27 protein-coding genes and 1 pseudogene are annotated in these 21344 nt (G+C 68.9%); 18 read left to right on the top strand and 10 right to left on the bottom strand.

Annotation, left to right across the window (positions count from 1 at the left end):
* The first annotated feature begins 52 nt into the window (after nt 1–52).
* The 7 genes from AC07X5_RS00395 to AC07X5_RS00365 all read left to right on the top strand — a co-directional run bounded on the left by AC07X5_RS00395 (nt 53) and on the right by AC07X5_RS00365 (nt 4857).
* On the top strand, nt 53–805 hold the full coding sequence (locus tag AC07X5_RS00395) for a tyrosine-protein phosphatase (protein WP_494768617.1): 753 nt from the start codon (nt 53–55) through the stop codon (nt 803–805).
* A 282-nt stretch (nt 806–1087) separates the two neighbouring features.
* Entirely contained in the window at nt 1088–1660 is a 573-nt protein-coding gene (locus AC07X5_RS00390) for a hypothetical protein (protein WP_494768616.1), read from the top strand.
* Nucleotides 1661–1688: 28 nt separating this feature from the next.
* Nucleotides 1689–2324, top strand: a complete 636-nt coding sequence (locus AC07X5_RS00385) for a class I SAM-dependent methyltransferase (protein WP_494768615.1) — start codon at nt 1689–1691, stop codon at nt 2322–2324.
* Between the two features lie 5 nt (nt 2325–2329).
* Complete coding sequence (locus AC07X5_RS00380; protein ID WP_494768614.1) at nt 2330–3070, top strand: tRNA-uridine aminocarboxypropyltransferase; 741 nt, start codon at nt 2330–2332, stop codon at nt 3068–3070.
* A 27-nt stretch (nt 3071–3097) separates the two neighbouring features.
* Entirely contained in the window at nt 3098–3976 is an 879-nt protein-coding gene (locus AC07X5_RS00375) for a PA4780 family RIO1-like protein kinase (protein WP_494768613.1), read from the top strand.
* A gap of 55 nt (nt 3977–4031) precedes the next feature.
* Nucleotides 4032–4538: a GNAT family N-acetyltransferase gene (locus AC07X5_RS00370; RefSeq protein WP_494768612.1), complete on the top strand. Its 507-nt coding sequence runs from the start codon at nt 4032–4034 to the stop codon at nt 4536–4538.
* Nucleotides 4539–4605: 67 nt separating this feature from the next.
* A complete protein-coding gene (locus tag AC07X5_RS00365; protein WP_409962352.1) occupies nt 4606–4857 on the top strand; it encodes a hypothetical protein in 252 nt (83 codons plus the stop codon).
* Nucleotides 4858–4864: 7 nt separating this feature from the next.
* Here AC07X5_RS00365 and AC07X5_RS00360 read toward each other — a convergent pair whose 3' ends face one another.
* Both AC07X5_RS00360 and AC07X5_RS00355 read right to left on the bottom strand, forming a co-directional pair.
* Nucleotides 4865–5782, bottom strand: a complete 918-nt coding sequence (locus AC07X5_RS00360) for a DMT family transporter (protein WP_494768611.1) — start codon at nt 5780–5782, stop codon at nt 4865–4867.
* Between the two features lie 67 nt (nt 5783–5849).
* The gene (locus AC07X5_RS00355) at nt 5850–6677 is read right to left on the bottom strand and encodes an AraC family transcriptional regulator (RefSeq protein WP_494768610.1); all 828 of its coding nucleotides are present in this window, start codon (nt 6675–6677) and stop codon (nt 5850–5852) included.
* 104 nt (nt 6678–6781) lie between these two features.
* On the opposite strand from AC07X5_RS00355, the gene AC07X5_RS00350 reads away from it, so the two are divergent.
* Nucleotides 6782–7354, top strand: a complete 573-nt coding sequence (locus AC07X5_RS00350; protein WP_494768609.1) for a DUF1439 domain-containing protein — start codon at nt 6782–6784, stop codon at nt 7352–7354.
* Nucleotides 7355–7358: 4 nt separating this feature from the next.
* On the opposite strand, the gene AC07X5_RS00345 is transcribed toward AC07X5_RS00350, so the two are convergent.
* Complete coding sequence (locus AC07X5_RS00345; protein WP_409962360.1) at nt 7359–8282, bottom strand: LysR family transcriptional regulator; 924 nt, start codon at nt 8280–8282, stop codon at nt 7359–7361.
* A gap of 125 nt (nt 8283–8407) precedes the next feature.
* Here AC07X5_RS00345 and AC07X5_RS00340 point away from each other — a divergent pair, with 125 nt between their 5' ends.
* A complete protein-coding gene (locus tag AC07X5_RS00340) occupies nt 8408–9187 on the top strand; it encodes an SDR family oxidoreductase (RefSeq protein WP_494768608.1) in 780 nt (259 codons plus the stop codon).
* A gap of 2 nt (nt 9188–9189) precedes the next feature.
* Here AC07X5_RS00340 and AC07X5_RS00335 read toward each other — a convergent pair whose 3' ends face one another.
* Entirely contained in the window at nt 9190–9891 is a 702-nt protein-coding gene (locus tag AC07X5_RS00335) for a glutathione S-transferase family protein (RefSeq protein ID WP_409961585.1), read from the bottom strand.
* Nucleotides 9892–9999: 108 nt separating this feature from the next.
* Between AC07X5_RS00335 and AC07X5_RS00330 the strand changes: the two genes are divergently transcribed.
* Entirely contained in the window at nt 10000–10926 is a 927-nt protein-coding gene (locus AC07X5_RS00330) for a LysR substrate-binding domain-containing protein (RefSeq protein ID WP_409961586.1), read from the top strand.
* Between the two features lie 29 nt (nt 10927–10955).
* Complete coding sequence (locus AC07X5_RS00325) at nt 10956–11828, top strand: hypothetical protein (protein WP_494768607.1); 873 nt, start codon at nt 10956–10958, stop codon at nt 11826–11828.
* Nucleotides 11829–11841: 13 nt separating this feature from the next.
* Here the strand turns inward: AC07X5_RS00325 and AC07X5_RS00320 are convergent, their stop codons facing one another.
* On the bottom strand, nt 11842–12351 hold the full coding sequence (locus AC07X5_RS00320) for an SRPBCC family protein (protein ID WP_409961588.1): 510 nt from the start codon (nt 12349–12351) through the stop codon (nt 11842–11844).
* 144 nt (nt 12352–12495) lie between these two features.
* Nucleotides 12496–13470 carry a LysR family transcriptional regulator gene (locus AC07X5_RS00315; protein WP_494768606.1) on the bottom strand — a complete coding sequence of 325 codons (975 nt, stop codon included), beginning with the start codon at nt 13468–13470 and terminating at the stop codon, nt 12496–12498.
* 154 nt (nt 13471–13624) lie between these two features.
* Here AC07X5_RS00315 and AC07X5_RS00310 point away from each other — a divergent pair, with 154 nt between their 5' ends.
* Nucleotides 13625–14500 carry an oxidoreductase gene (locus AC07X5_RS00310; RefSeq protein WP_494768605.1) on the top strand — a complete coding sequence of 292 codons (876 nt, stop codon included), beginning with the start codon at nt 13625–13627 and terminating at the stop codon, nt 14498–14500.
* Between the two features lie 18 nt (nt 14501–14518).
* Here the strand turns inward: AC07X5_RS00310 and AC07X5_RS00305 are convergent, their stop codons facing one another.
* On the bottom strand, nt 14519–15280 hold the full coding sequence (locus AC07X5_RS00305) for an SDR family oxidoreductase (RefSeq protein ID WP_494768604.1): 762 nt from the start codon (nt 15278–15280) through the stop codon (nt 14519–14521).
* A gap of 113 nt (nt 15281–15393) precedes the next feature.
* Between AC07X5_RS00305 and AC07X5_RS00300 the strand changes: the two genes are divergently transcribed.
* The gene (locus AC07X5_RS00300) at nt 15394–16290 is read left to right on the top strand and encodes a LysR family transcriptional regulator (RefSeq protein ID WP_494768603.1); all 897 of its coding nucleotides are present in this window, start codon (nt 15394–15396) and stop codon (nt 16288–16290) included.
* Here AC07X5_RS00300 and AC07X5_RS00295 read toward each other — a convergent pair whose 3' ends face one another.
* On the bottom strand, nt 16291–16806 hold the full coding sequence (locus tag AC07X5_RS00295; RefSeq protein WP_409956697.1) for a hypothetical protein: 516 nt from the start codon (nt 16804–16806) through the stop codon (nt 16291–16293). It abuts the gene before it with no gap.
* A 26-nt stretch (nt 16807–16832) separates the two neighbouring features.
* Nucleotides 16833–17567, bottom strand: a complete 735-nt coding sequence (locus AC07X5_RS00290) for an NIPSNAP family protein (RefSeq protein ID WP_494768602.1) — start codon at nt 17565–17567, stop codon at nt 16833–16835.
* Between the two features lie 113 nt (nt 17568–17680).
* On the opposite strand from AC07X5_RS00290, the gene AC07X5_RS00285 reads away from it, so the two are divergent.
* Entirely contained in the window at nt 17681–18667 is a 987-nt protein-coding gene (locus AC07X5_RS00285; protein ID WP_494768601.1) for a helix-turn-helix transcriptional regulator, read from the top strand.
* Between the two features lie 10 nt (nt 18668–18677).
* Here the strand turns inward: AC07X5_RS00285 and AC07X5_RS00280 are convergent, their stop codons facing one another.
* Nucleotides 18678–19328 (bottom strand): TetR/AcrR family transcriptional regulator, encoded by a 651-nt coding sequence (locus AC07X5_RS00280; RefSeq protein ID WP_494768600.1) that lies wholly within the window; start codon nt 19326–19328, stop codon nt 18678–18680.
* A 108-nt stretch (nt 19329–19436) separates the two neighbouring features.
* Between AC07X5_RS00280 and AC07X5_RS00275 the strand changes: the two genes are divergently transcribed.
* The 4 genes and pseudogenes from AC07X5_RS00275 to AC07X5_RS00260 form a co-directional block, all read left to right on the top strand.
* On the top strand, nt 19437–19871 hold the full coding sequence (locus tag AC07X5_RS00275) for a VOC family protein (RefSeq protein ID WP_494768599.1): 435 nt from the start codon (nt 19437–19439) through the stop codon (nt 19869–19871).
* 14 nt (nt 19872–19885) lie between these two features.
* Nucleotides 19886–20233 carry a GFA family protein gene (locus AC07X5_RS00270; RefSeq protein ID WP_494768598.1) on the top strand — a complete coding sequence of 116 codons (348 nt, stop codon included), beginning with the start codon at nt 19886–19888 and terminating at the stop codon, nt 20231–20233.
* A 26-nt stretch (nt 20234–20259) separates the two neighbouring features.
* Nucleotides 20260–20748, top strand: coding sequence for a DUF1579 domain-containing protein (locus AC07X5_RS00265; RefSeq protein ID WP_494768597.1), 489 nt, complete (start codon nt 20260–20262; stop codon nt 20746–20748).
* 23 nt (nt 20749–20771) lie between these two features.
* Nucleotides 20772–21242 (top strand): annotated as a pseudogene (locus AC07X5_RS00260) (MFS transporter); the annotation flags it as partial.
* Nucleotides 21243–21344: the final 102 nt, after the last annotated feature.

Genomic DNA, 21344 nt, shown 5'->3' with positions numbered 1-21344 from the left:
CTCGGCCCTCCTTTGAGCCATTCGGTCCCTTTCTCGGGGACTGCCGTCTTCCATGCCACAAGATCCCACCCGTTCCCTGCCCATGGCCGGCGCCACCAATTTCCGCGACCTGGGCGGCTACATCGGGCAGGACGGGCGGACCGTGAAGTGGCGCCGCATCTTCCGCTCGGACCACCTGGCCGGGCTGACGCTGGCCGACCAGGCGCTGTTGGCCGAATTGGGCGTCACCCGGGCCATCGACTTTCGCGGCCAAGCCGAGGGCGCGGCATACGCCTATGCCATCCCCGGCGTGGCCTACCACCCCCTGGTCATCGAGCCCACGGTGGTGCAGCGCGCGCTGGAGCTGCAGGCCACCGGCCGTGCGCTCACCGCGCAGGACGCGGTGGGCCTGATGCAGGACACCTACCGCGGCTTCGTGCACGAGAACGCACCGCGCTTTGCCGAGCTGTTCCGCCTGCTGCTGGCCAGCGATGCGCCCACGGTATTCCACTGCACCGCCGGCAAGGACCGCACGGGTTTTGCCGCTGCGCTCATTCTCATGGCCCTGGGCGTGCCGCGCGAGACTGTCATGCAGGACTACCTGCTCACCAACAACCTCTACCGCCGCCCCGCCGGCATGGGCAGCCATGCGCCCGAGGAGGTGCTTGCCGTGCTCTGGCGCGTGCAGGAAGAGTTCCTCGATGCCGCCCTGCACATGGTGGACCAGGACTACGGCGGCGTGCAGACCTACTTGGTGGAGGTGCTCGGGGTGGACGCGGCCGCGCAGCGGCAGCTCGTGGCGCAGTACCTGCAGCCTGCGGCATGAAGTGAAACACCCCCTGAGTCGCTTCGCGCCTTCCCCCTCTCTCCACTCGCTGCGCGAGTCGGGAGGGGGACGCCCCCAGTGCGGCGGGGGGGACCTTGCACGGGGGCACTGGCTTGGCCCGCGCCAGTTTCATGCGTGGCGGGTGGCGAGCAGCGCAGTGAATAACTGATACCTGATACGCTGAGCCGTTTACACGCAGATACTTGGCTGCCCTGCTGCGGCATGCGGGTGGTGGCATAGTCCACGCCTTCTTCCTGCCGACTGTTTTTGAGTGAGTCCTGAATGAATTTTCGCAAGCAATGCCTGCGTGCCGGCCTGGTGCTGGCACTGTCTCTGGGCGCCTTGTCTCCCGTGGCCATGGCGGCCCAGACCGATGCCGAGCGCCAGGCCGTGATCCTGTCCATGTTCAAGGACGGCGCAACGCTGACGGAGGACGTGCACCGCGAGTTCTGGTCCGGCCTCAAGGACCCCGAGGCCGCGGTCAGCCGCAGTTCCACGGAACGGGTGGCCTTTGCACTCCAGAACACCATCGAGCTCGAACGCGCCACGCTGGCCAGCTACAAGGCCAGCATCGAGCAGCGCAAGCCGGTGGTGGACAAGAGCTACGAGCAGGCCCTGATGACCCGGGTGGAGATGATGCGCATGCGCAAGCTGTCCACCGACCCCGTGCTGGCCAAGGACAAGGCGTTCCGCGAATCGCTGGTGCCCGTGTCCAAGGGCCAGAGCTTCGAGATAGGCGGCAACAAGGTCTCGATGACCAGCGCCATCACCGACAAGGAACTGCTCCGGCTCGACGCCTCGCGCGCGCGCCTGGAACGGCTGCTCAACCCGGTCTGGACGCCGCTGGGCAATTGATCCCCCACCTGGGCCGCTACAACAAGGAATGGCAGTGACCTCTGCACACCGTGCCGGCCAGAGCGCCAGCGCCGACGGCTTCGACGCGGCCTACTACCAGCGTTTCTATTTCGACAAGAAGACCAGCGTGGTCGACCCGGGGCACACCGAGCGGCTGGGCGCCTTCGTCTGCAGCTACCTGCAGTACCTGCGCGTGCCGGTGCGGCGCGTGTTGGACGTGGGCTGCGGCATCGGGCTGTGGCGCGACATCATTGCCCGGCACTTCCCCAAGGCCTCGTTCCACGGCGTCGAGTTCAGCGAGTACCTGTGCGGCCGCTTCGGCTGGGAGCGGGGCTCGGTGGTCGACTACCAGGCGCGCACGCCCTACGACCTGGTGATCTGCCAGGGGGTGTTGCCCTACCTCAACGAGCCCGATGTGCAACAGGCCATGCGCAACCTCGCCGGGCTCAGCCGCGGTGCCCTGTACGTGGAGGCCGTCGCACGCGAGGATTGGGAGCAGGACATCGTGGACGAGACGCTGACCGACCCGCGCATGTTCCGCCACCCCGCGCAGCTGTACCGGCGCACGCTGGGCGAAGGCTTCACCGAACTGGGTGGCGGCCTGTGGCTGAGCCCGAAGACCGAACTGCCCTTGTTTGCCCTCGAACACATGGGCGGCCAGTGACTGCCATGGACATGCCCGTGCCGGCGCTGCCCCACGCCGTGTCGCGCTTGCGTGCGGCGCGCCTGGCACGCAGTGCCAAGCCTTTTCTGGCCCGCGGGGGCCCGCGTGGCGCGCGCTGCCCGGGCTGCCGGCTGGTGCCCACCCACTGCCTGTGTGTGCTGCGCCCGCTGCTCACCCCGCAGGCTGGCGTGTGCCTGCTGATGGCCGATATCGAGCCGCTCAAGCCCAGCAACACCGGCTGGCTGATCGCCGATGTGGTAGCCGACACCTGGGCCTTCGGCTGGGCGCGCACCGAGGTCGACCCGGCCTTGCTCACGCTGCTCGCCGATCCACAGTGGCAGCCCTATGTGGTGTTCCCTGGCGAATTTGTGGCGCCCGAGCGCGTGGTGACGGCGGTGGAGCCGGTGCAAGGCGGCAGGCGCCCATTGTTCATCCTGCTCGACGCCACCTGGCCCGAGGCACGCAAGATGTTCCGCAAGAGCCCGTACATCGATGCGTTCCCGGTGCTCAGCCTCGCACCGGAGCAACTCTCACGCTACCGGCTGCGCCGCTCCACGCGCGAAGACCATTTCTGCACCTCCGAAGTGGCGGCGCTGTGCCTGGAGCTTGCGGGCGAAGGCCATGCGGCGCAGACGCTCGAGGCCTACCTCGACGTATTTACCAACCACTACCTGCAGTCCAAGCACCAGTTGCCCGTGGACCATGGCGATGAGGTGCACGGCAGGCTCCAGGCATTGCGCGCCTGAGGCGCATCGAAGGCGCACAATGCGCCCATGAAAGCTCCACCCCGCCTGCAGTCCCTGATCGAGGAAGGCCTGATCGACACCGTAGTCCGGCAGCTCATGAGCGGCAAGGAGGCCATGGTCTTCGTGGTGCGCAGCGGCGACGACACGCGCTGCGCCAAGATCTACAAGGAAGCCACCCACCGCAGCTTCCGCCAGGCCGTGGACTACACCGAGAACCGCAAGGTCAAGAACTCGCGCTCGGCCCGCGCCATGGCCAAGGGCAGCAAGTTCGGCCGCCAGGAGCAGGAGGCCGCCTGGCAGAGCGCCGAGGTGGACGCGCTGTACCGCCTGGCGGCAGCCGGGGTGCGCGTGCCCCAGCCCTACAACTTCCACGAAGGCGTGCTGCTCATGGAGCTGGTGACCGACGCCCATGGCGATGCGGCGCCACGCCTGAACGACGTGTCCTTCACGCCGGAACAGGCCCGCAGCCACCACGCCACGCTGATCGCCGAGGTCGTGCGCATGCTCTGCGCGGGCGTGGTGCATGGCGACCTCTCGGAGTTCAACATCCTGCTGGCGCACCTGCCCGGGGCCGAGGGAGAAGAAGGCGTGGACGGCCCGGTCATCATCGATCTGCCGCAGGCCGTGGATGCCGCCGGCAACAACCATGCACCGCGCATGCTGATGCGCGACGTGGCCAACCTGCGCGACTTCTTCGGCCAGTTCGCCCCCGAGCTGCTCGCCACCCAGTACGGCCCCGAGATCTGGAGCCTGTACCAGAGCGGGCTGCTGACCAACGAGACGCCGCTCACCGGCAGCTACGCGCCAGAGCACGCCGATGTGGACATGCAGGGCGTGCTGCGCGAGATCGAGGACGCCCGCGCCGAAGAGGCCGCACGCCGCCTGCGCATGGCCACCGCGGCATAGGTGCAGCGGCCTCGGGCACAATCGGCGCCCCCTCGCCATTGCCCGCCCCGCCGCCATGACCCCCGTGATCCGCAACTTCCGCCCGGGCGACGCGCCCGCATTGCGTGCGCTGTTCCACGCCGCCGTGCACGGCCTGACTGGCGCGCAGTACAACCTGGCGCAGCGCGATGCCTGGGCGCCGCTGGCGCACGACGCTGCGCTGTGGAGCGCCCGCCTCGAGGCCAACCAGCCCTTTGTCGCTGAAGTGCCGGCAGGGACGGTGGTGCACATCGCCGGCTTCTCGGACCTGCAGGCCAGCGGCTACATCGACCATTTCTTCGTCGCGCCCGCCCATGCCGGGCAGGGCGTGGCCCGGGCGCTGATGGCGCACATCCATGCCCAGGCCGCGCTGCGCGGCACCGCGCGCCTGTGGGCCGATGTGAGCCTCACGGCCGAGCCTTTCTTCGCGAAAAGCGGCTTTGTGGTCGAAGCCCGCCAGCAGGTGGAGCGCCACGGCGTGGTTCTCGCCAATGCCCGCATGGCCAAGGTGCTTCTGCCTGGCGGCGCAGGGGTGGGACAATAGCGGGGTGGCCCTGCACAGGCGCCCCTTCGACACGACCCCACCATCCCAGAACGGCAAGGCCTTTCCCATGACCAAACAACACGAACGGCAGACCGAGCTCAAACCCATGGAGCTGTGCGAGTCCTGCAAGGGCATCCAGCGCAACTGGCGCCGCGCCCCCGGCCATGCCGAGCTGGTGCAGCGCAGCAACCGCAAGGAAGACCGCGACCACGGCCAGGTCACCTTCACCCGCTACCAGTGCGACCGCTGCGGCACCGCCTGGGAGTACGAGAACGACAAGACCAACCTGCACGCGGGCTGGTCGGTGGTGGGGCGCTGAGGCGCGCTCATTCGTCCGTACCCTGTCTACCGGGCCGTGCGGCCAGCAGCACCGCGGCGACCACGCAGGCCAGGCCCAGCCATTGCCAGGCAAGGATGGATTCACCCAGGAACACCGACGACAGCAGCAGGGCCGACACCGGCAGCCATACCGTGGCCAGCGATGCGCGCACGCCACTGGTGCGCGCGCTGCCGGCATACCACAGCAGAAACCCGCCCACCGTCGGCACCCAGGCGTAGTACAGCAAGGCAGCCAGCGCCGGTGCCGTGAATGCCGAAGGTGGTGCAACCTGCGCCACCCACCACGCCGGCAGGGCCGAGAGCAAAAGCCCCCCACCCGACATCAGCGTGGACAGTGCGAGCGCCGGCAGGGGCTGCGACAGCCGCTTACTGGCGAGGATGAACACCGCCTCGCAGGCCACGGCCGCCAGCACCAGGGCAATGCCCGCCAGGCGCGTGCTGTTGCCCGCGCCGTGTGCCGTGCCTTCACCCGGAGCGGCGGCCACTGCCATCACCCCGGCCGTGGCCAGCGCGATGGCTGCCACCAGGCGCCAGCCGGGCCGCTCGCCCAGCAGCAGGGCCGAGAACAGGGCCGCGGCCGCGGGCAGCGTGCCCGCGACGATGCCCGCGTCCGAAGCGCTGGCAAGCTTCACCCCCAGGATCAGCAGCACGGAATAGCCCACGCTGCCGGCGGCCGCCTGCACGGTGAGCAGCAGTGCATCGCGCCGGCCCAGGCGTGGCAGTCGCTGGCCGTGCCAGCGCATCAGCACCAGGAACACCGGCAGGGCCAGGGCATGGCGCAGCACGGTGGCGGCAAAGGGTTCGATGTCCTGCGCGATCAGCTTGCTGACCACCACCGTGCTGCCCACCAGCACCATGGCCAGGCTGCACAGCAGCGGGCCCCTCCATGCATCCGCAACGCCCATCGCCTGCCCCTTCGCCCTGGTTGGAAAGCAGGCAGTGTGGGTGGGCGCAGGCGAGCGGTCTTGAACGTTATTGCGGCGGCGGCTGGCGTTTGCGTCCCGCCGTCGCCTTCTGCCAGGCCCCGGGCGTGAAACCGAACTGGCGCATGAAGATGCGCGTCATGTGGCTCTGGTCGGCAAAGCCGCAATCGGCCGCCGCATCGGCCAGGCTGGCGCCACGCTGCACCCGGTTGCGGGCCTGCTCGGCGCGCTGCTGCAGCAGCCAGGCATGGGGCGGCAGGCCGTAGGCCTGGGTGAAGCGGCGCAGCAGCTGGTATTTGCCCAGGCCGGCCATGGCCGCGAGCTGGGTGAGCGTAGGTGGTGCCTGCAGCATGTCGGCCAGCCGGTCGCGCACCTGGCGCATGGCGGCCGGTGCGCCGGCGGCGCTGGCCTGCCGTGGTATCGCATTGGCATGCCGGGACAGCAGCAGGGCACCCGTGTGCGCCAGCGCCTCTTCGCAGGCCAGGGTGGCCAGGCTGGAGAAAGCCTGGGGTCCCTCGTTCCATTGCGCCAGGCGCTGCAGCAACAGGTCCAGGGCCATGCGCAGCGCCAGATCGTGCTGGATCACCGGGCGGGCCAGGGCCAGCCCCTGGGGCGAAGCGATGGCCAGGTCGTCGGCCATGGCCTGCACCACCGGGGGTTCCAGGTAGACCATGCGCCAGCGGCGCGACAGGCTGCCCAGCGGCTGGCCATCGTGCACTTCGCCGGGGTTGGTGGTGATCAGGTCGCCCGCAAAGGCATCCACCGGGCCGCGCCCGCTGGCCGAGCTCTGCGCGCCATCGTCGAGAAGCCCCAGGCCATAGACGGCATGCCAATGCCTGCCATAGTGGCGGGAACTCTCGATGTGTGTACCGTACACACCTTCCCAGGGTGAGCCGAAGACCTGGCATCGGTGGGCGGGTGCTGGGGGTCTCATGCGGACATTATTGCCACCGGCTACCCGCCCTGCCAAGGAGCCACTGAATGCATCGCCGAACCTTTCTTGCTGCTGGAGCGCGCCCACTGGCGCTTGGCAGCCTTGCGCTGCTGGGGCTGCGGGCCGCGCAGGCCCAGCCCGGCTACACCGTGTCGGCCGAGCAGTTGCAGGAAGCCGTGGCGCAGCGTTTTCCGCTGCGCTACCCCATGGCCGGGCTGGTGGATGTGGACGTGCAGACCCCGCGCCTGTCCTTGTTGCCCGATCGCAACCGGCTGGGCGCCGCCTTTCCGCTGAGCGCCGCCGGCCCCGCGCTGCGCCGCAACCACAGCGGTACGCTGGAGGTGGAGTTCGCCCTGCGCTACGAAGCCAGCGACCGCAGCCTGCGTGCCCATCAGTTGCGCCTGGTGCGGCTCGATTTTCCCAGCCTCAAGCCCGAGGTGGTGGCGCTGCTCAACGGTTATGGGCCGGGTCTCGCTGAGCAGTCGCTGCGCGAGGTGGTGCTGCACCGGCTGCGCCCGCAGGACCTCACCATGCTCGACGGCATGGGCCTGCAGCCAGGCGCGATCACCGTGACACCCAAGGGCCTGTCCATCGCCTTCGCGAGCAAGCCGGTGCCTTGACCGCTCAATCCCCCCGCACCCGCTGCGCAAACCCGCGCTGGCCGAACTGCTCGATGATGAAGTCCACGAACACCCGCGTGCGCGCGGGCAACAGCTTCTTGTCGGGGTAGTAGAGCGATGTCGGTCCGGCATCGGACCACCAGCCCGGCAGCACGCGCACCAGGTCGCCGCTGGCCAGCCAGGGCTGGGCAAAGGGCATGGGCAGCAGGGCCACGCCCAGGCCCATCAACGCGGCCTGGCACATGGCCTCGGGGTCGTCGAAGACGATGCGCGGGCGCAGCTCGGCTGCCGCCGCATCGCCCGCCTTGTTGCGCAGCGTGACCACGTGGATGCGGCCGGTCTGGATGGACCGGCGCGCAATGCCGTCCCACTGCGCCAGGTCGGCGGGGTGGCGCGGCAGTTTGCGGCCCTGCAGCAGCGCGCGCGATGCCACGGCCACGATGTGGATGGTGCCCAGGGGCCGCGCCACCATGCCGGGGTTGAGGTTGAGCCCGCCGCCGATGCCCGCGTCGAAGCCTTCGCCGATCAGGTCCACCTGCCGGTTCTCGAAGCGCCAGTCGGGCTGGATGGCCGGGTAGCGCGTGAGGAACTCGCCCAGCAGCGGCACCAGGTAGGCGCGCCCGAAAGCCTGGCCCATGCTGACCCTGAGCGTGCCCGCGGGCTGGCGGTCGGCCTCGGCCGCATGCTCCACGGCATCGGCCAGCGTGGCCAGCGGCGTGCTGATCTGCAGCAGCAGGCGCTGGCCGCCCTCGGTCAGCACCAGTCGCCGCGTGCTGCGCTGGAACAGGCGCACGGAGAGATTCGCCTCTAGCCGCGCCACGTTCTTGCTCACAGCCGCCGGCGTGAGGCCCATGCGCCGCGCTGCGGCCGAGAAGCTGCCGGATTCGGCGGACTGAACGAAGGATTCGAGGTGGCTCAAGGGCTGCATGCCTCTATTTTCAACCAAGGGTTGAAATAGGAACAGCCGATTCATGGCTACCGACAACGCAATGGTTCTCCGACACTGCAGATGTTGCCAGTGCATTCACTGGTCCATTTCCCCGGAGATCCACCATGTCTGTTAGCTCTGCTTCTTCCTCTTCCACCCGCGTCCTGGCCGGCAAGGCCGCCTTCGTCACCGGGGGCTCGCGCGGCATCGGCGCCGCCATCGTGCGGCGCCTGGCGCACGATGGCGCTGCCGTGGCCTTCACCTACACCAGCAACGAGGCGCCCGCCCAGGCCCTGGCCGCCGAGATCGAGGCCGCAGGCGGCCGCGCCCTGGCACTGCGTGCCGACAGCGCCGATGCCGGCGCCATCACCGCGGCCATCGACGGCGCGGCGCGTGAGTTGGGCCGCCTTGACATCCTGGTCAACAACGCCGGCGTGGCTTTCATGGGCGAGGTCGGCAGCGTGCCGCTCGAAGAGCTGGACCGCACGCTCGCCATCAATGTGCGCGGCGTGTTCGTGGCCACGCAGGCCGCTGTGCGCCACATGGGCCAGGGCGGCGCCTATGGCCGCGTGATCACCATCGGCAGCACCAATTCGGATCGCCTGCCCTGGGCCGGCTTCAGCGTCTACGGCATGAGCAAGGCCGCCGTCGTGGGGCTCACGAAGGGCCTGGCACGCGACCTGGGCCCGCGCGGCATCACCGTGAACAACGTGCAGCCCGGCCCCGTGAATACCGACATGAACCCCGCCGACGGCCCCATGGCCAGCAACATGCACGGCATGATGGCTGTGAACCGCCATGCCGATCCGGCCGAGATCGCCGGCATGGTGGCCTATCTGGCCGGACCTGAATCAGGCATGGTGACGGGCGCGAGTCTCCTGATCGATGGAGGCTTTGCCGCCTGACCTCACGCCGGTAGTTCCGCCACCACGTTGTGCAGCGCCACATGCCCCTGGAATCCGCCACTGCTGGTGGCGGGCTGCTGCCGCTCGATGGCATCGGCAAACACCACGGCGGGGTCGGCGCGCAGCTTGGCCAGGTGGGCCGCCAGGTGCGGGTAGTCCTCGACCCGCAGCACACCGTGGTACTCGGCCCAGCGCGCCACGGCGGCCAGGTAGGCATCGGCCACGGTCTTCTTGCCGCCACCGTCGATCCATTCGCGCCCGGCGAGCAGGCGGTCCAGGTAGGCGCAGCCCTTGGCGACCTGGGGGCGGCCCAGGTCGCGCAGGGCTTCCTGGCGCGGCGGGTCGGTGGCCATTTCGTAGGCAGCCCACAGTGGTGCGAATGCGGCGAAGAAGTCCGTGGCCAGGTAGGCCAGGGTCTGGTTGAGGCGGTCGTACTCCGGACTGCCTTGTGGGTAACCCAATTGGTGGCCCTTTTGCGCCGCCAGGTGCTGGAGGATGGCCACGCTCTCGGTAAGCGTGCCGCCCTCGGCCGTCACGTAGGCGGGGGTCAGGTTCTGCGGGTTGATGCGGGCGAAGGCAGCGGGCCAGGGGTGTTCGAGCATCTCGATGCGCGATAGGGCATAGGGCGCGCCCAGCCATTCGAGCGCGATGATGCTGGCCAGTGAGCAGCCCTGGGGTACGCCATAGAAAAGGGTCGGGGTCATTGCAGGTCCTTGGTTGAAAGAAGAAGACCTTGCAAAGATACGGATGTGGCCTTTGCTCGGGTAGCCGGGTAAAAGTAGACTCATCGTCTCTTTTTGTGGACGATGGGCATGCTCAACCTCAATGACCTTCAGTGGTTCGTGCGCGTGGTGGACCATGGCGGTTTTGCTGCGGCTGCGCGGGCGCTGGAGGTGCCCAAGTCCACGCTGAGCAAACGCGTGGCGCAGCTCGAAGCCACGCTCGGCGTGCGCCTGATACAGCGCAGTTCGCGTGTATTCGTGGTGACCGACACCGGCCAGGCCTTCTACCGCCACGCCGCGGCCATGCTGATCGAGGCCGAGGCGGCCGAGAACGTGGTGCGCGGCCTGCAGGCCGAGCCGGCGGGCATCGTGCGCATCACGGCCTCGGTCACCACGGCGCAGCTGGTGCTGGCCGACCTGCTGCCCGCCCTGGCCGCGCGCCATCCCAGGCTGCAGGTGATGCTGCATGCCACCGACCGCTTTGTCGACCTTGTACAGGAGGGCTTCGACATCGGGGTGCGCGACCACTCCGCCCCGCTGCCCGATTCGGAGCTGGTGCAGCGGTGCGTGGGCCACGAGCCGTTCTACGCCGTGGCCTCGCCGGGCTACCTCGCGGGGCGCGGCACCCCAGCCCATCCGGGCGAACTGGCTGGGCACGACGCCCTGCTGCTTTCGCCCGCGCCATCGGCCCAGGCATGGACCTTTTTGCGCGATGGCGCGGCCACCATAACAGTGCGGCCGGTGCCGCGCTTCTTTGCCGACGAGCCCTGGACCCTGCTGCGGGCGGCCCTGGCGGGCGTGGGCATCGGCTGCCTGCCGCGCGGCCTGTGCCAGCCCGATATCGAGGCCGGCCGCCTGGTGCGGCTGCTGGCGGATTTCCGCTACGGCGCGAGCATGACCACCACCTTGCTGATCTCGCACCGGCGCGGGCAACTGCCCTCGGTGCGCGCGGCGGTGGACTTCCTGGCCGAGGGCCTGGCGCGCTACCGTGGGTTCGAGGAGTCCAGGGCCTTATAGTGGCCCACCATTCCACCCCGGACCCTGCCGTGCACCACACCTCCTATTTCCTGCGCAATGCCCGCACCGCCGCTGCGGCCCTGGCCACCTTGGTGGCCGCTTCCAGCGCCGGTGCCGTCACCCCGGCCGAGTCCGGCTATGTGGGCGAATACCGCGGAGGATCGGTGGACACCGTGGCCCAGCTCGCGCTACTCGATGACAACACCTACTGCTTCGCCTTCACCGGTGGTGCACTGGACATGGTGGCGGCCGGCCGCTGGAAGGCCGAGGGCAGTGGTGTCCGGCTGCAGCAGGTGCGGCAGGAAGAAACCCTGTTTCCCGCATTTGCCCGCAAGGTGGACGCGCAGGGCGCCATGGTGGAGTTCGATTTCCATGGCCACACGCTGTCCAATGCCCGCACGCCGGTGTTCGCCGTGTCGGCGGACGACGTGGCCCCCAGCACCCTGCGCCCCTTGTTCAGCGAGGGCAACAGCAACTGGTCCGAAAGCTACAAGCTGCCCCCCATGCCGGCCGAGTCGGTGCGCTACTTCTACCTGGGCGATGTGGTGGACGAGAGCCCTGGCAAGCCATCGGTGGTGAAGGTGGTGCAGTACCGGCTGGAAGGCGGCAACTCCGTGCGCGTGGGCTTCGACGAATTGCAGGCCATGCCGCTCACGGACCAGCGGGCCGAGCTCAAGGGGCAGGTACTGTTCCTGTCGGGCAGCCGCCTGGGCCAGCGCCGGCCCCTGAACCCCGAGGTCCTCAAGGCGGTGCGAAGCGGGTGCATCGAGCCTGCGCTCAAGCCCGGTGTTCCACGTCCGCTCAGGGAGGGGCAGAACAAGCCGCTGCCGCCCTTGAAGACCTTCACCGTCAGCCCATCGGCCATCCAGGGCAAGCCTTTCTTCGAGGCCGTGCGCAACTGACCGGCGCGCCCATTCAGGCCGACAGCGCTCCTGCGGGCGCGCGCGGCACCCTCTCGATCTGTGCCTTGGCCAGGCGCAACGCCTTGCGCATGTAACCGCGCCACAGCACGCTGGCCAGCAGCCAGAGCACCGGTGCCGCCCACTTCGAGCGCGCATGGAAGGCATGGCGCCAGCGCACCGTGGTCTGCGTGCCATTGGCCTCGGGGTCGAACCACCAGGCGCCATCGGCCCCCGTGGCCAGCCAGCGCAGGGCGCCCGAGAACCCGCTCACCGTGTAGGCGAAGTACTGGGCCGGGCGGTAGTGCTTGAGCCCTTCCTGCACGCTGCTGCCATCGGACATGGCCACCGTGCGCGTCTGCCCCGGGGCATCCCAGGGGCCGGTCTGGTCGCGGGTGCCGGTCACCGCAGGCAGAGGGCCGTAGCCCGTGAACAGCGTGGTGGGATCGACGGGCGCGATGAACCCGAACGCCTGGGCGGGCGAGGCCTTGATATGCGTCTGGACCGTGGCGGTAAAGGTGGGCATGGTGCTGGCGTCCGGTTCTTGGAGAGTGAACCGAATGTATTGTGGACGGCGGAAACGATAAATACCGTTTTCCCAAACGGACTGTTAGCCAAACCGTGAACAATTACCCCTTCCCGCAGCGAACGAACTGTGGACAAACCGGATTCAGCTGGCGCTTTGCCTGCGGCGTCCGGGTCTGGGCGCTGCTTCCGCCAGCTCCTGGGGGCTCAGGCTGAACACCGGGTTGTCCGCCAGCATCTCCACCGCCAGGTCGATGAAGGCGCGCACGCGCGCCGGCTGGGCGGCACGGCTGCCGTAGTACACATACAGCCCCAGGTGCCGGGGGATGAAGCCGGTCAGCACCGGCACCAGCTGCCCGCTGCGCACCAGCGGCGCGGCCGTCACGCCCACCAACTGGCCGATGGCATGGCCGCCCAGCACGGCGCGCGCCTCCAGCTCGATGTCGTTGGCGCAGAAGGCCGGTGGGATGGCATGGGCCACGATGTCCTCGCCCACCTGGAACTCCCAGGGCATGGGCTTGCCCGTGGCCGGGTGGCGAAAACCGCTGCAGCGGTGCTGTGCCAGGTCTTCGATGCGCGTGGGCGTGCCGTGGCGCGCCAGGTAGGCCGGTGTGGCGCACACCACCAGCTGCAGCCACAGCAGGCGCCGCGCAATCACCCCGCCCTCGGGCGGATACCCCGAGCGAAAACCTACGTCCACCCGGTCCTCGACCCAGTTGCCGATGCGGTCTTCGAGCTGCACGTCGGGCTCCACCTGCGGGTAGCGGCGCACGAATTCGTCCACCACGGGCCAGATCACCTCCAGCATCATGGAGCGCGGCGCGGTGATGCGCAACGGCCCCGCAATTTCCTCCCGCCCGCGCCGCGCACCGTGCACGGCACGCTGCAGCGTGGCCAGGCCGGGCTGGGCGGCGTCGAGGAACTGGCGCCCCTCCTCCGTCAGGCTCAGGCTGCGCGTGGTGCGGTGGAACAGCCGCACGCCCAGGTGCGATTCGAGCTGCCCCAGCGCCAGGCTGGCGGCCTGCGGGGTGATGCCCTGGGCCGAAGCCGCCTGGCGCAGGCTGCCCAGTTCGGCCGCCTTGGCAAAGGTGGCAATGGCGCGCAGTTCGTTGATGGCCATGGCGAGTTTCCTGCTGATTAGCAAGAATTGCTTGTGAATGAAGCGAGTGATTATGGGCTAGTGCAATGGCAATGGCATGCCTAAAGTTCATCCCCATGGCAGCGCACCACGTCTGCCAGAACCCCGAAATTCAACCTTTCCAAGGACTTCTGCCATGACCGCTCACGCTTCTTCTCCTTCTTCCTTCCCCCGCATCTGGCTGATCACCGGCGCCTCGCGCGGCATCGGCGCCCGCATTGCCGAGGCCGCGCTGGCCCAGGGCGATGCCGTGGTCGCCACCTCGCGCAGCGCCGAGTCCATCACCCGCCGCCTGGGCGCCAGCGATGCGCTGCTGCCCCTGGCGCTGGACGTGACCGACGAGGCCCAGGCCCGCCACGCCGTGGGCGCGGCGCTGGAGCGCTTCGGCCGCATCGATGTGCTGGTCAACAACGCGGGCTACGGCTTGCTGGGCGCCGTGGAAGAGGCCACCGCCGACGAGGTGCGCAGCCTGTACGAGACCAATGTGTTCGGCCTGCTGAACGTGACACGCGCCGTGCTGCCGGCCATGCGCGCGCGCCGCGCTGGCCATGTGGTCAATATCTCGTCGCTGGGCGGCTTGCGCTCGGCCGCCGGCTTTGGCGTGTACTGCTCGACCAAGTTCGCGGTGGAAGGCCTCACCGAGGCGCTGCACGCCGAACTGGCGCCGCTGGGCATCCATGCCACCGTGGTGGAGCCGGGCTACTTTCGCACCGAGTTCCTCGACACGGCCTCGCTCTCGGTGTCCCCGCTGGTGCTGGAAGACTACGCCCCCAGCGCCGGCGTGATCCGGGAGGCGGCCCGCCGGATCAACCTGAACCAGCCCGGAGACCCGGTGCGCCTGGCCCAGGCCGTGATGCAACTGGTGGCCAGCCCCACGCCGCCACTGCGCCTGCCGCTGGGCACCGACACGCTGCGGACGATTGCCGAGAAGTACGCCTTTGTGGAAAAGGAAACGGCTGCTTGGCGTGATCTGGCGGCGTCCACGGACTTCCCCGTGCAGGAAGCAGCTTGAGCCTGATGCGGCGGTTGGTCAGACCATGCCGCCGTTGGCTCGGAGTGTCTGGCCATTGATCCAGGCGCCATCAGGTCCGACCAGAAAAGACACCGTGCTCGCGATGTCCTCTGGCGTGCCCAGGCGGCCCAGCGGGTTCATCTGGGCCAGGCGCTCCACCAGTTCGGGCGTCTTGCCATCCAGGAACAGGGCGGTGGCCGTAGGGCCGGGGGCGACGGCGTTCACCGTGATGTTCTTGCCGCGCAGTTCCTTGGCCAGGATCAGCGTCATGGTCTCCACCGCGCTCTTGGTAGCGGCATACACCGCGTAGCCGGGCATGGCGGTGCCGACCAGGCTGGTGGAGAAATTCACGATGCGCCCGCCCGGCTCCAGCCTGCGCGCGGCCTCGCGCAGGGCGTTGAACGTGCCCTTGAGGTTGATGGCGATCAGCCGGTCGAAGGTGGCGTCATCGGTGTCGGCCAGGTGCGGCAGGTTCGAGGGCATCACGCCCGCGTTGTTCACCAGCACGTCCACGCGGCCGAAGGCCTCGGCCGCCTGGTCGAACAGGCGCGCCACGGCGGTGGCATCGGCCACATCGGCCTGCACGGCGATGGCCTGGCCGCCCGCAGCGGTGATGGACTGCGCCACCACTTCCGCCTCGGCCGCGCTGCCGGCGTAGTTGACGACGACGCGAAAGCCGTCGCGCCCCAGGCGCTGGGCAATCGCGGCGCCAATGCCGCGCGAGGACCCGGTCACGATGGCGACGGGGCGGTGGGTGGATGGATCGAGGGCTGCGGACATGGAAAGCTCCAGAACGGTGGGGATGGGTGTATTGTTCAGTGGGTCCGGGTCTGGATAAAGGCCTCTGGATTGCCATGACTGTTCAGTAGAAATCAACAATCAGCTCCCGCCCCATGGACCGATTCGACGCCATGCGCCTGTTCACCCGCATCGTGGAGCTGGGCAGCTTCACCCAGGCGGCGGACGACCTGCAACTGCCCCGCGCAACGGTCACCCTGGCCGTGCAGCAACTCGAAAAGCGCCTGGGCGCACGCCTGCTGCACCGTACCACGCGCCATGTCAGTCCCACGCAGGACGGCGAGGCCTATTACGCGCGCTGCCAGCAACTGCTCGCCGACCTCGACGAGACCGAGGCGGCCTTCGCCACCGCCGGCCAGCAGCCCAAGGGCAAGCTGCGCGTGGACCTGCAGGGTACCCTGGCGCGCTTTTTCGTGCTGCCGCGCATCGGCGAGTTCTTTGCGCGCTATCCCGGCGTGGAGCTGGAACTGGGCATGGGCGACCGCCTGGTGGACCTGGTGCGCGAGCGCGTGGACTGCGTGATGCGCGGTGGCGAGCCGGCCGACTCCAGCATGGTGGGCCGGCGCGTGGCGCAACTGGCCCAGGTGACCTGCGCCAGCCGCTGCTACCTGGAACGCCATGGCGTGCCCCGCACCGTGGACGAACTGCGCGGCCACCGCGCGGTGAACTACCTGTCGTCGCGCACAGGCAAGCCCATGCCCCTGGACTTCGTCGTGGACGGCGTGCCGCGCAGCGTGCAGCTCAAGGGCACGGTGTCCGTGACGGACGCGTTTGCCTACGCGGCCTGCTGCATGGCCGGGCTGGGCATCGTGCAGGTGCCGCGCTACCACCTGGAGCCGCAACTGGCCGAGGGCAGCCTGGTCGAGGTGCTGGCCGAGTTCTGCCCGCCGCCCATGCCGGTGACCGTGCTGTACCCGCACAGCCGCCAGCTCTCACCACGAGTGCGAGTGTTCGTGGACTGGCTGGCCGAGGTGATGCAGAACGCGCGCTGATTACGCCGCTGGGCGCGAGAACTCCATGACCCAGTTGGTCTCCCAGGTCTGTCCGCCATCTTCCGAGAAGGCCTGCTCCCAGCGCGGCGTGCCGGTGGCGAGGTTCCGGGTCCATTCAAAGCGCACCTGGATAGCCCGGCCCTCGAACCGGTCCTGGCCCAGAAAGATGCCCTTGTCGGTGCCTGCAAAGCCACCACTCACCGGGGGCTGCAGCAGTCCCGTCGCGGAATCCAGGCCACCGGTCACATTGTCGAGCCAGTAGATGCTCCAGCGCCGCGCCTGGGGATTGAACAGGCGCAGCGCCATGCCCACATAGCCCGCATTCCAGGTTTCAGGGATGAAGTCGTCGCAGTTGCCGATGCCGCCGGACAGCGGCCGCGCCGTGCCTGTGGCGTCGAAGGTCTCCCAATCGGTGCAACCCGCAAGCCGGCGCACCAGGCGTGTGTTGCGGATGCGCCAGGGGCCCATCAGGAAGTCGAAGTCGTGGGCATCGCCGGTGGGTGGAACGGGGTGCATGGTGGGGGTCTCCTGCGTGCGTTGCATCATGCGTGCAAGGCCGAGCGCGCCGTGGGTTGCAGCCGGTGGGCTTCGGGCGCGCGGGACAGCCATGGCGCCAGGCCCGGTGCTACCTCGCGCTGCCAGGCACCGCTTTGCGCAAAGGCATCGAGCGCATTGGTGCCATCAAACAGTGCCAGGCCCAACAGCACATGCTCGCCCTCGCGCACCGGCAGGCGGGGAAAGGTGTTGGGGCTGGCATCGCTGGCATACCACGCCGTGTGGCGGGCGCCGCCCGCGCGCAGCGTGGGGCCCATGCGCTCACGGCAGTAGTCCAGCAGCGCCGGCGTTGCAGGCTCCTTGAGATGGAACACCGTGGCATCGAGCAGGCCTGGTGCCGCGCCGCTGGCGCCCGGGGCAGCGCGTTCCGCAGGCAGGCCATCGGCCGCGCCGGGCCAGGCAGGGTGCAGCAGCAGCACGTTGTCCGAATCGACCATGGTGGCGTTGGCCGCATCGCGGTGCGCAGCCCACACCGGGCCGCCGTAGAAGGCTTCGAGGGCCTGCTTGCGCGCCGCCATGCCGGCAAAGCCGCGCAGCCAGACGAAGAGGTCGGGCCGGTCCAGGTCGCGGAACTGGCCGATCACGCGCATGCCTTCGCGCTCCTGGGTTTCGAGGAATTCGCGGTCGAACAGGTCGATGAGCACCTCGCGCTGGCCGGGGTGCAAGGTGTATTGGCGCAGCTCGACGATGCTGCAGTCTGGAAGGGATGGGGTGGTGGGCATGCGGTCTTCCTTGGCTGGGAATGAAAGGGAAGTTCGCAGTGTGCGGCGCAATACATGACAAGGCATGGCAGGTATTGCAGGCACAATGCACACCGTCGTCTTTCCATTCGCCCATGCGCGCCAGCCGCCTGTTGTCCATCCAGATGCTGCTCGAAACCCGCGGGCGCATGAGCGCGCAGGCGTTGGCCGAGGCGCTTGAAATATCGGTGCGCACGCTCTACCGCGACGTGGACCAGCTCACTGCGGCGGGCGTGCCCATCTATGCCGAGCGCGGCCGCAATGGCGGCTTTGCGCTGCTGCCGGGGTGGAAGACCACGCTCACCGGCCTCACCCCCTCCGAGGCGCAGGCCGTGTTCCTGAGCGGCCTGCCCGGTCCGGCCGGTGACTTGGGCTTGGGTGGCGATGTGGAGGGCGCGCGCCTCAAGTTGCTGGCCGCGCTGCCCGCCCCCTGGCGCGAGGACGCGCAGCGCGTGAGTGCCCGCCTGCACCTGGACCCCGTGGACTGGTACCGCGAGAGCGCGCCCACGCCGCACCTGGCCACGGTGGCTGCCGCGGTCTGGAGCGGCGAGCAACTGGCCCTGCGCTATGAAAGCTGGGCCGATACGGCAGAGCGCAGCGTGGCCCCGCTGGGCCTGGTGCTCAAGGCCGGTGTCTGGTACCTGGTGGCGCAGCCGGTGGGCAAGGCGACTGCGGACAGCGGCCCGCGCACCTACCGGGTCGCCAACATCCGCGCGGCCACGGCCTTGGGCACGCCCGTGCGCCGTCCGACGCGCTTTGATTTGCCCGCGTACTGGAGCGCGTCCATCCGCCGCTTCGAATCCAGCCTCTATACCGGCGAGGCAGACCTGCTGGCCACGCCAGCGGGGCTCAAGGGCCTTGCCGCACTGAGCAGCGCCGTGGCGCGGGCGGTGGCGGCCGCGCCGCCCTCGCGCCGCAAGGATGGGCGCGTGGCGCTCACCATCCCCATCGAGTCGGTGGCCCATGCCTGCGGCCAGCTCATGCGCCAGTCGCCCGAGGTGGAGGTACTGCGCCCGGCGGCGCTGCGGCGGGCGATGGTGGAACGCATCGAGGCCACGGCGCGGCTTTACAAGCTGCGCTGAGGCAGGGCCGCTACAAGCCCCGTTCCACCATGTCCAGCAGCCGCTGGCCCAGCAACTGCATCATCTCGGCGGGGGTGCCGCGCAGGGGACCATCGATGGAGAGCAGCGCCATGCCATGCACGGTGGACCAGGCCAGGTACTCGGCGCCCGGGCGGCGTTCCAGCGGCAGGGCGCCTGCGGTCACCAGGTCGTCGAGCGCGGCCGACAGGTGCTCGAAGGGGTTCAGGCCCGTCAGGCCCCCCATGGCGGGGTCGGGGTCCTGCTCCACGCTGAATTGCCCGCCGAATGCGGTGCGGAACAGCCCCGTTTCGGCGTGCGCAAAGCGCATGTAGCCCGCACCCACGGCGCGTACCCTGGCGCGGGCCTGCTCGGTGGGCGTGCCGCCGGTGGGCACATCGGCCATCTCTGCCTCCATGGCTTGGGCCACGGCGGCGACCGCAGCCGCGCGCACGGCGGCCAGCAGGTCCTGCCGGTTGGCGAAATGGCGGTAGGCGGCGTTGGGCGCCACGCCCGCGCGGCGCGTGGCCTCGCGCAGCACCACGGCATCGGGCCCGCCTTGGCGGGCCAGCTCGATGCCGGCATCCAGCAGGGCGCGGCGCAGGTCGCCGTGGCGGTAGGTACTGCGCGGGGTGGAGGGGCTGTTGCTTGTGGTTACGGACATCGGGCCTTCAATGTGGACACTGTCCATTATCTCTGCTATTGTTTGTGAACGGTGTCCACAATTGTGTAGGCATCTTTCGTTGTTCTCATCCTGCAAGGAGATTGCCCCATGAAGGTCGAACCGTATCTGTTCTTCGAAGGCCGTTGCGAAGAGGCCCTGGAGTTCTACCGCAAGGCCCTCGGCGCCGAGGTCACCATGCTCATGCGCTACAAGGACAACCCCGACCAGATGGGTGGCGCTGGCTGTTCGGCCGATGGTGCCCCGGGTGCCGGACCGCAGCCCGAGATGGTGATGCATGCCTCGTTCAACATCGGCGATACCCAGCTCATGGCGTCCGACGGCATGGGCTCGGGAAAGCCCGCCTTCCAGGGCATTTCACTGGCCCTGAATCCCGAGACGGAAACCGAGGCCAGGCGCCTGTTCGATGCGCTGACCGAGGGCGGCCAGGTGCAGATGCCGCTCGGAAAGACCTTTTTCTCCCCCGCCTTCGGCATGGTCGCCGACCGCTTTGGTGTCTCGTGGATGGTGGTGGTGCCGCAATGACGGAAGCCCAGTCCATGCGCCATACCGGAAGCTGCCACTGCGGCAAGGTGGCCTTCGAGGTCGAGGGCAGCATCGACAGCGCCCTGGCCTGCAACTGCACCATGTGCCGTCGGCGCGGCTCGCTGCTGTGGTTCGTGCCGCACGACCGGCTCAGGCTGACCACGCCCGAGGCGGACCTCGCCAGCTATACCTTCCACAAGCACGTCATCCAACACCGCTTCTGCCCGGCCTGCGGTATCCACACCCATGGCGAGGGCACGCACCCCGCGGGCCACAAGATGGCCGCGGTCAACCTGCGCGTGCTCGACGGCGTGGACCTCGACGCCATCCCCGTGCACCACCACGACGGCCTGGCGATGTAAACCCCCAACCCCCAAGGAGACACACCATGATGAATCCCGAACCCCAGGCGCAGCACCGCTGGCTGCAGCAACTGCTGGGCGACTGGACCTGCGAGTCCACCTGCGACACCGGTCCGGGCGAGCCGCCCATGACCAGCACCGGCACCGAACACGTGCGCCAGATCGGCGACCTGTGGGTGCTGGGCGAAGGCACGGGCACCATGCCCGATGGCGGCGATGCGCGCATGCTGCTCACCCTGGGCTACGACCCTGCGAAAGAAGCCTTCATCGGCACCTGGGTCGGCTCGATGGCGACCCACATGTGGATCTACTGCGGCACGCTCGACGCCACCGGGAAGGTGCTCCCGCTGGAGACCGAAGGTCCGAGCTTCACGGGCGACGGCAGCACCGCGAAATACCGCGACACCATCACCATCGTCGGCCCGAACGAGCGCACCCTGACCTCCTCCACCCAGCAGCCCGATGGGAGTTGGAAGGAGTTCATGAAGGCTGTTTACCGCCGCAAGACTTCCTGAACGAAACAACCCGTTGACCATGGCGCTTCGCATCGAAGCTGGTGCCGCTGGCCCTGCTGGGGCTGCGCAACCTGGCCATCTCCAACGTGGTGGGTGTGCTCTGGGCGGCGTCCATGTTCGCCTGGTTCTTTCTCTCGGCGCTGTACATGCAGCTGGTGCTGGGCTACGGCGCCATGCAGGTGGGCCTGGCCTTCCTGCCGTCCAACCTCATCATGGCGGCGTGCTCGCCGGGGCTTTCGGCCTGGGTGGTGATGCGCTTGGGCATCCGCAGCACCCTGGGTCGGGGACTGGTGATGGCGGCAGCCAGCATGGCCGATGCCCGTACCGGTGGGCTGCGCGCGGCGTGCGCCAGCACGGCCGTGGCCCTGCATGGCGGCTACCAACTGGCCTTCTGCGTCTCTGCCGTGGCAGCCGGCATGGCCGCCGTGCTCGGCGGGCTGGCGCTGAGGCCGGCGCCGGTTCCCACCAACGGCGCGCAGCCGGTGCACGCCTGACGGCGGGGCATTGTCCCGCCGCGCGCACCGCACTGTCCTATCCACAGGACTTCTGTTCGCGCGCTGTGGCCTCACTTGCAGGTGCAAGCCGTTCACAATCCG

The organism is Acidovorax sp. GW458-11-26-14-TSB4, assembly GCF_059423865.1.
Note: the sequence above shows the minus strand (reverse complement) of the source record. Positions and strands in the feature narration are given on the sequence as shown.

Bases quoted from the DNA above. Each gene is read 5' to 3' on its own strand.
- AC07X5_RS00395 (WP_494768617.1), top strand. From the start codon at position 53: ATGCCACAAGATCCCACCCGTTCCCTGCCCATGGCCGGCGCCACCAAT.
- AC07X5_RS00390 (WP_494768616.1), top strand. From the start codon at position 1,088: ATGAATTTTCGCAAGCAATGCCTGCGTGCCGGCCTGGTGCTGGCACTG.
- AC07X5_RS00385 (WP_494768615.1), top strand. From the start codon at position 1,689: ATGGCAGTGACCTCTGCACACCGTGCCGGCCAGAGCGCCAGCGCCGAC.
- AC07X5_RS00380 (WP_494768614.1), top strand. From the start codon at position 2,330: ATGGACATGCCCGTGCCGGCGCTGCCCCACGCCGTGTCGCGCTTGCGT.
- AC07X5_RS00375 (WP_494768613.1), top strand. From the start codon at position 3,098: ATGAAAGCTCCACCCCGCCTGCAGTCCCTGATCGAGGAAGGCCTGATC.
- AC07X5_RS00370 (WP_494768612.1), top strand. From the start codon at position 4,032: ATGACCCCCGTGATCCGCAACTTCCGCCCGGGCGACGCGCCCGCATTG.
- AC07X5_RS00365 (WP_409962352.1), top strand. From the start codon at position 4,606: ATGACCAAACAACACGAACGGCAGACCGAGCTCAAACCCATGGAGCTG.
- AC07X5_RS00360 (WP_494768611.1), bottom strand. From the start codon at position 5,782: ATGGGCGTTGCGGATGCATGGAGGGGCCCGCTGCTGTGCAGCCTGGCC.
- AC07X5_RS00350 (WP_494768609.1), top strand. From the start codon at position 6,782: ATGCATCGCCGAACCTTTCTTGCTGCTGGAGCGCGCCCACTGGCGCTT.
- AC07X5_RS00345 (WP_409962360.1), bottom strand. From the start codon at position 8,282: ATGCAGCCCTTGAGCCACCTCGAATCCTTCGTTCAGTCCGCCGAATCC.
- AC07X5_RS00340 (WP_494768608.1), top strand. From the start codon at position 8,408: ATGTCTGTTAGCTCTGCTTCTTCCTCTTCCACCCGCGTCCTGGCCGGC.
- AC07X5_RS00335 (WP_409961585.1), bottom strand. From the start codon at position 9,891: ATGACCCCGACCCTTTTCTATGGCGTACCCCAGGGCTGCTCACTGGCC.
- AC07X5_RS00330 (WP_409961586.1), top strand. From the start codon at position 10,000: ATGCTCAACCTCAATGACCTTCAGTGGTTCGTGCGCGTGGTGGACCAT.
- AC07X5_RS00320 (WP_409961588.1), bottom strand. From the start codon at position 12,351: ATGCCCACCTTTACCGCCACGGTCCAGACGCATATCAAGGCCTCGCCC.
- AC07X5_RS00315 (WP_494768606.1), bottom strand. From the start codon at position 13,470: ATGGCCATCAACGAACTGCGCGCCATTGCCACCTTTGCCAAGGCGGCC.
- AC07X5_RS00310 (WP_494768605.1), top strand. From the start codon at position 13,625: ATGACCGCTCACGCTTCTTCTCCTTCTTCCTTCCCCCGCATCTGGCTG.
- AC07X5_RS00305 (WP_494768604.1), bottom strand. From the start codon at position 15,280: ATGTCCGCAGCCCTCGATCCATCCACCCACCGCCCCGTCGCCATCGTG.
- AC07X5_RS00300 (WP_494768603.1), top strand. From the start codon at position 15,394: ATGGACCGATTCGACGCCATGCGCCTGTTCACCCGCATCGTGGAGCTG.
- AC07X5_RS00295 (WP_409956697.1), bottom strand. From the start codon at position 16,806: ATGCACCCCGTTCCACCCACCGGCGATGCCCACGACTTCGACTTCCTG.
- AC07X5_RS00290 (WP_494768602.1), bottom strand. From the start codon at position 17,567: ATGCCCACCACCCCATCCCTTCCAGACTGCAGCATCGTCGAGCTGCGC.
- AC07X5_RS00285 (WP_494768601.1), top strand. From the start codon at position 17,681: ATGCGCGCCAGCCGCCTGTTGTCCATCCAGATGCTGCTCGAAACCCGC.
- AC07X5_RS00280 (WP_494768600.1), bottom strand. From the start codon at position 19,328: ATGTCCGTAACCACAAGCAACAGCCCCTCCACCCCGCGCAGTACCTAC.
- AC07X5_RS00275 (WP_494768599.1), top strand. From the start codon at position 19,437: ATGAAGGTCGAACCGTATCTGTTCTTCGAAGGCCGTTGCGAAGAGGCC.
- AC07X5_RS00270 (WP_494768598.1), top strand. From the start codon at position 19,886: ATGCGCCATACCGGAAGCTGCCACTGCGGCAAGGTGGCCTTCGAGGTC.
- AC07X5_RS00265 (WP_494768597.1), top strand. From the start codon at position 20,260: ATGATGAATCCCGAACCCCAGGCGCAGCACCGCTGGCTGCAGCAACTG.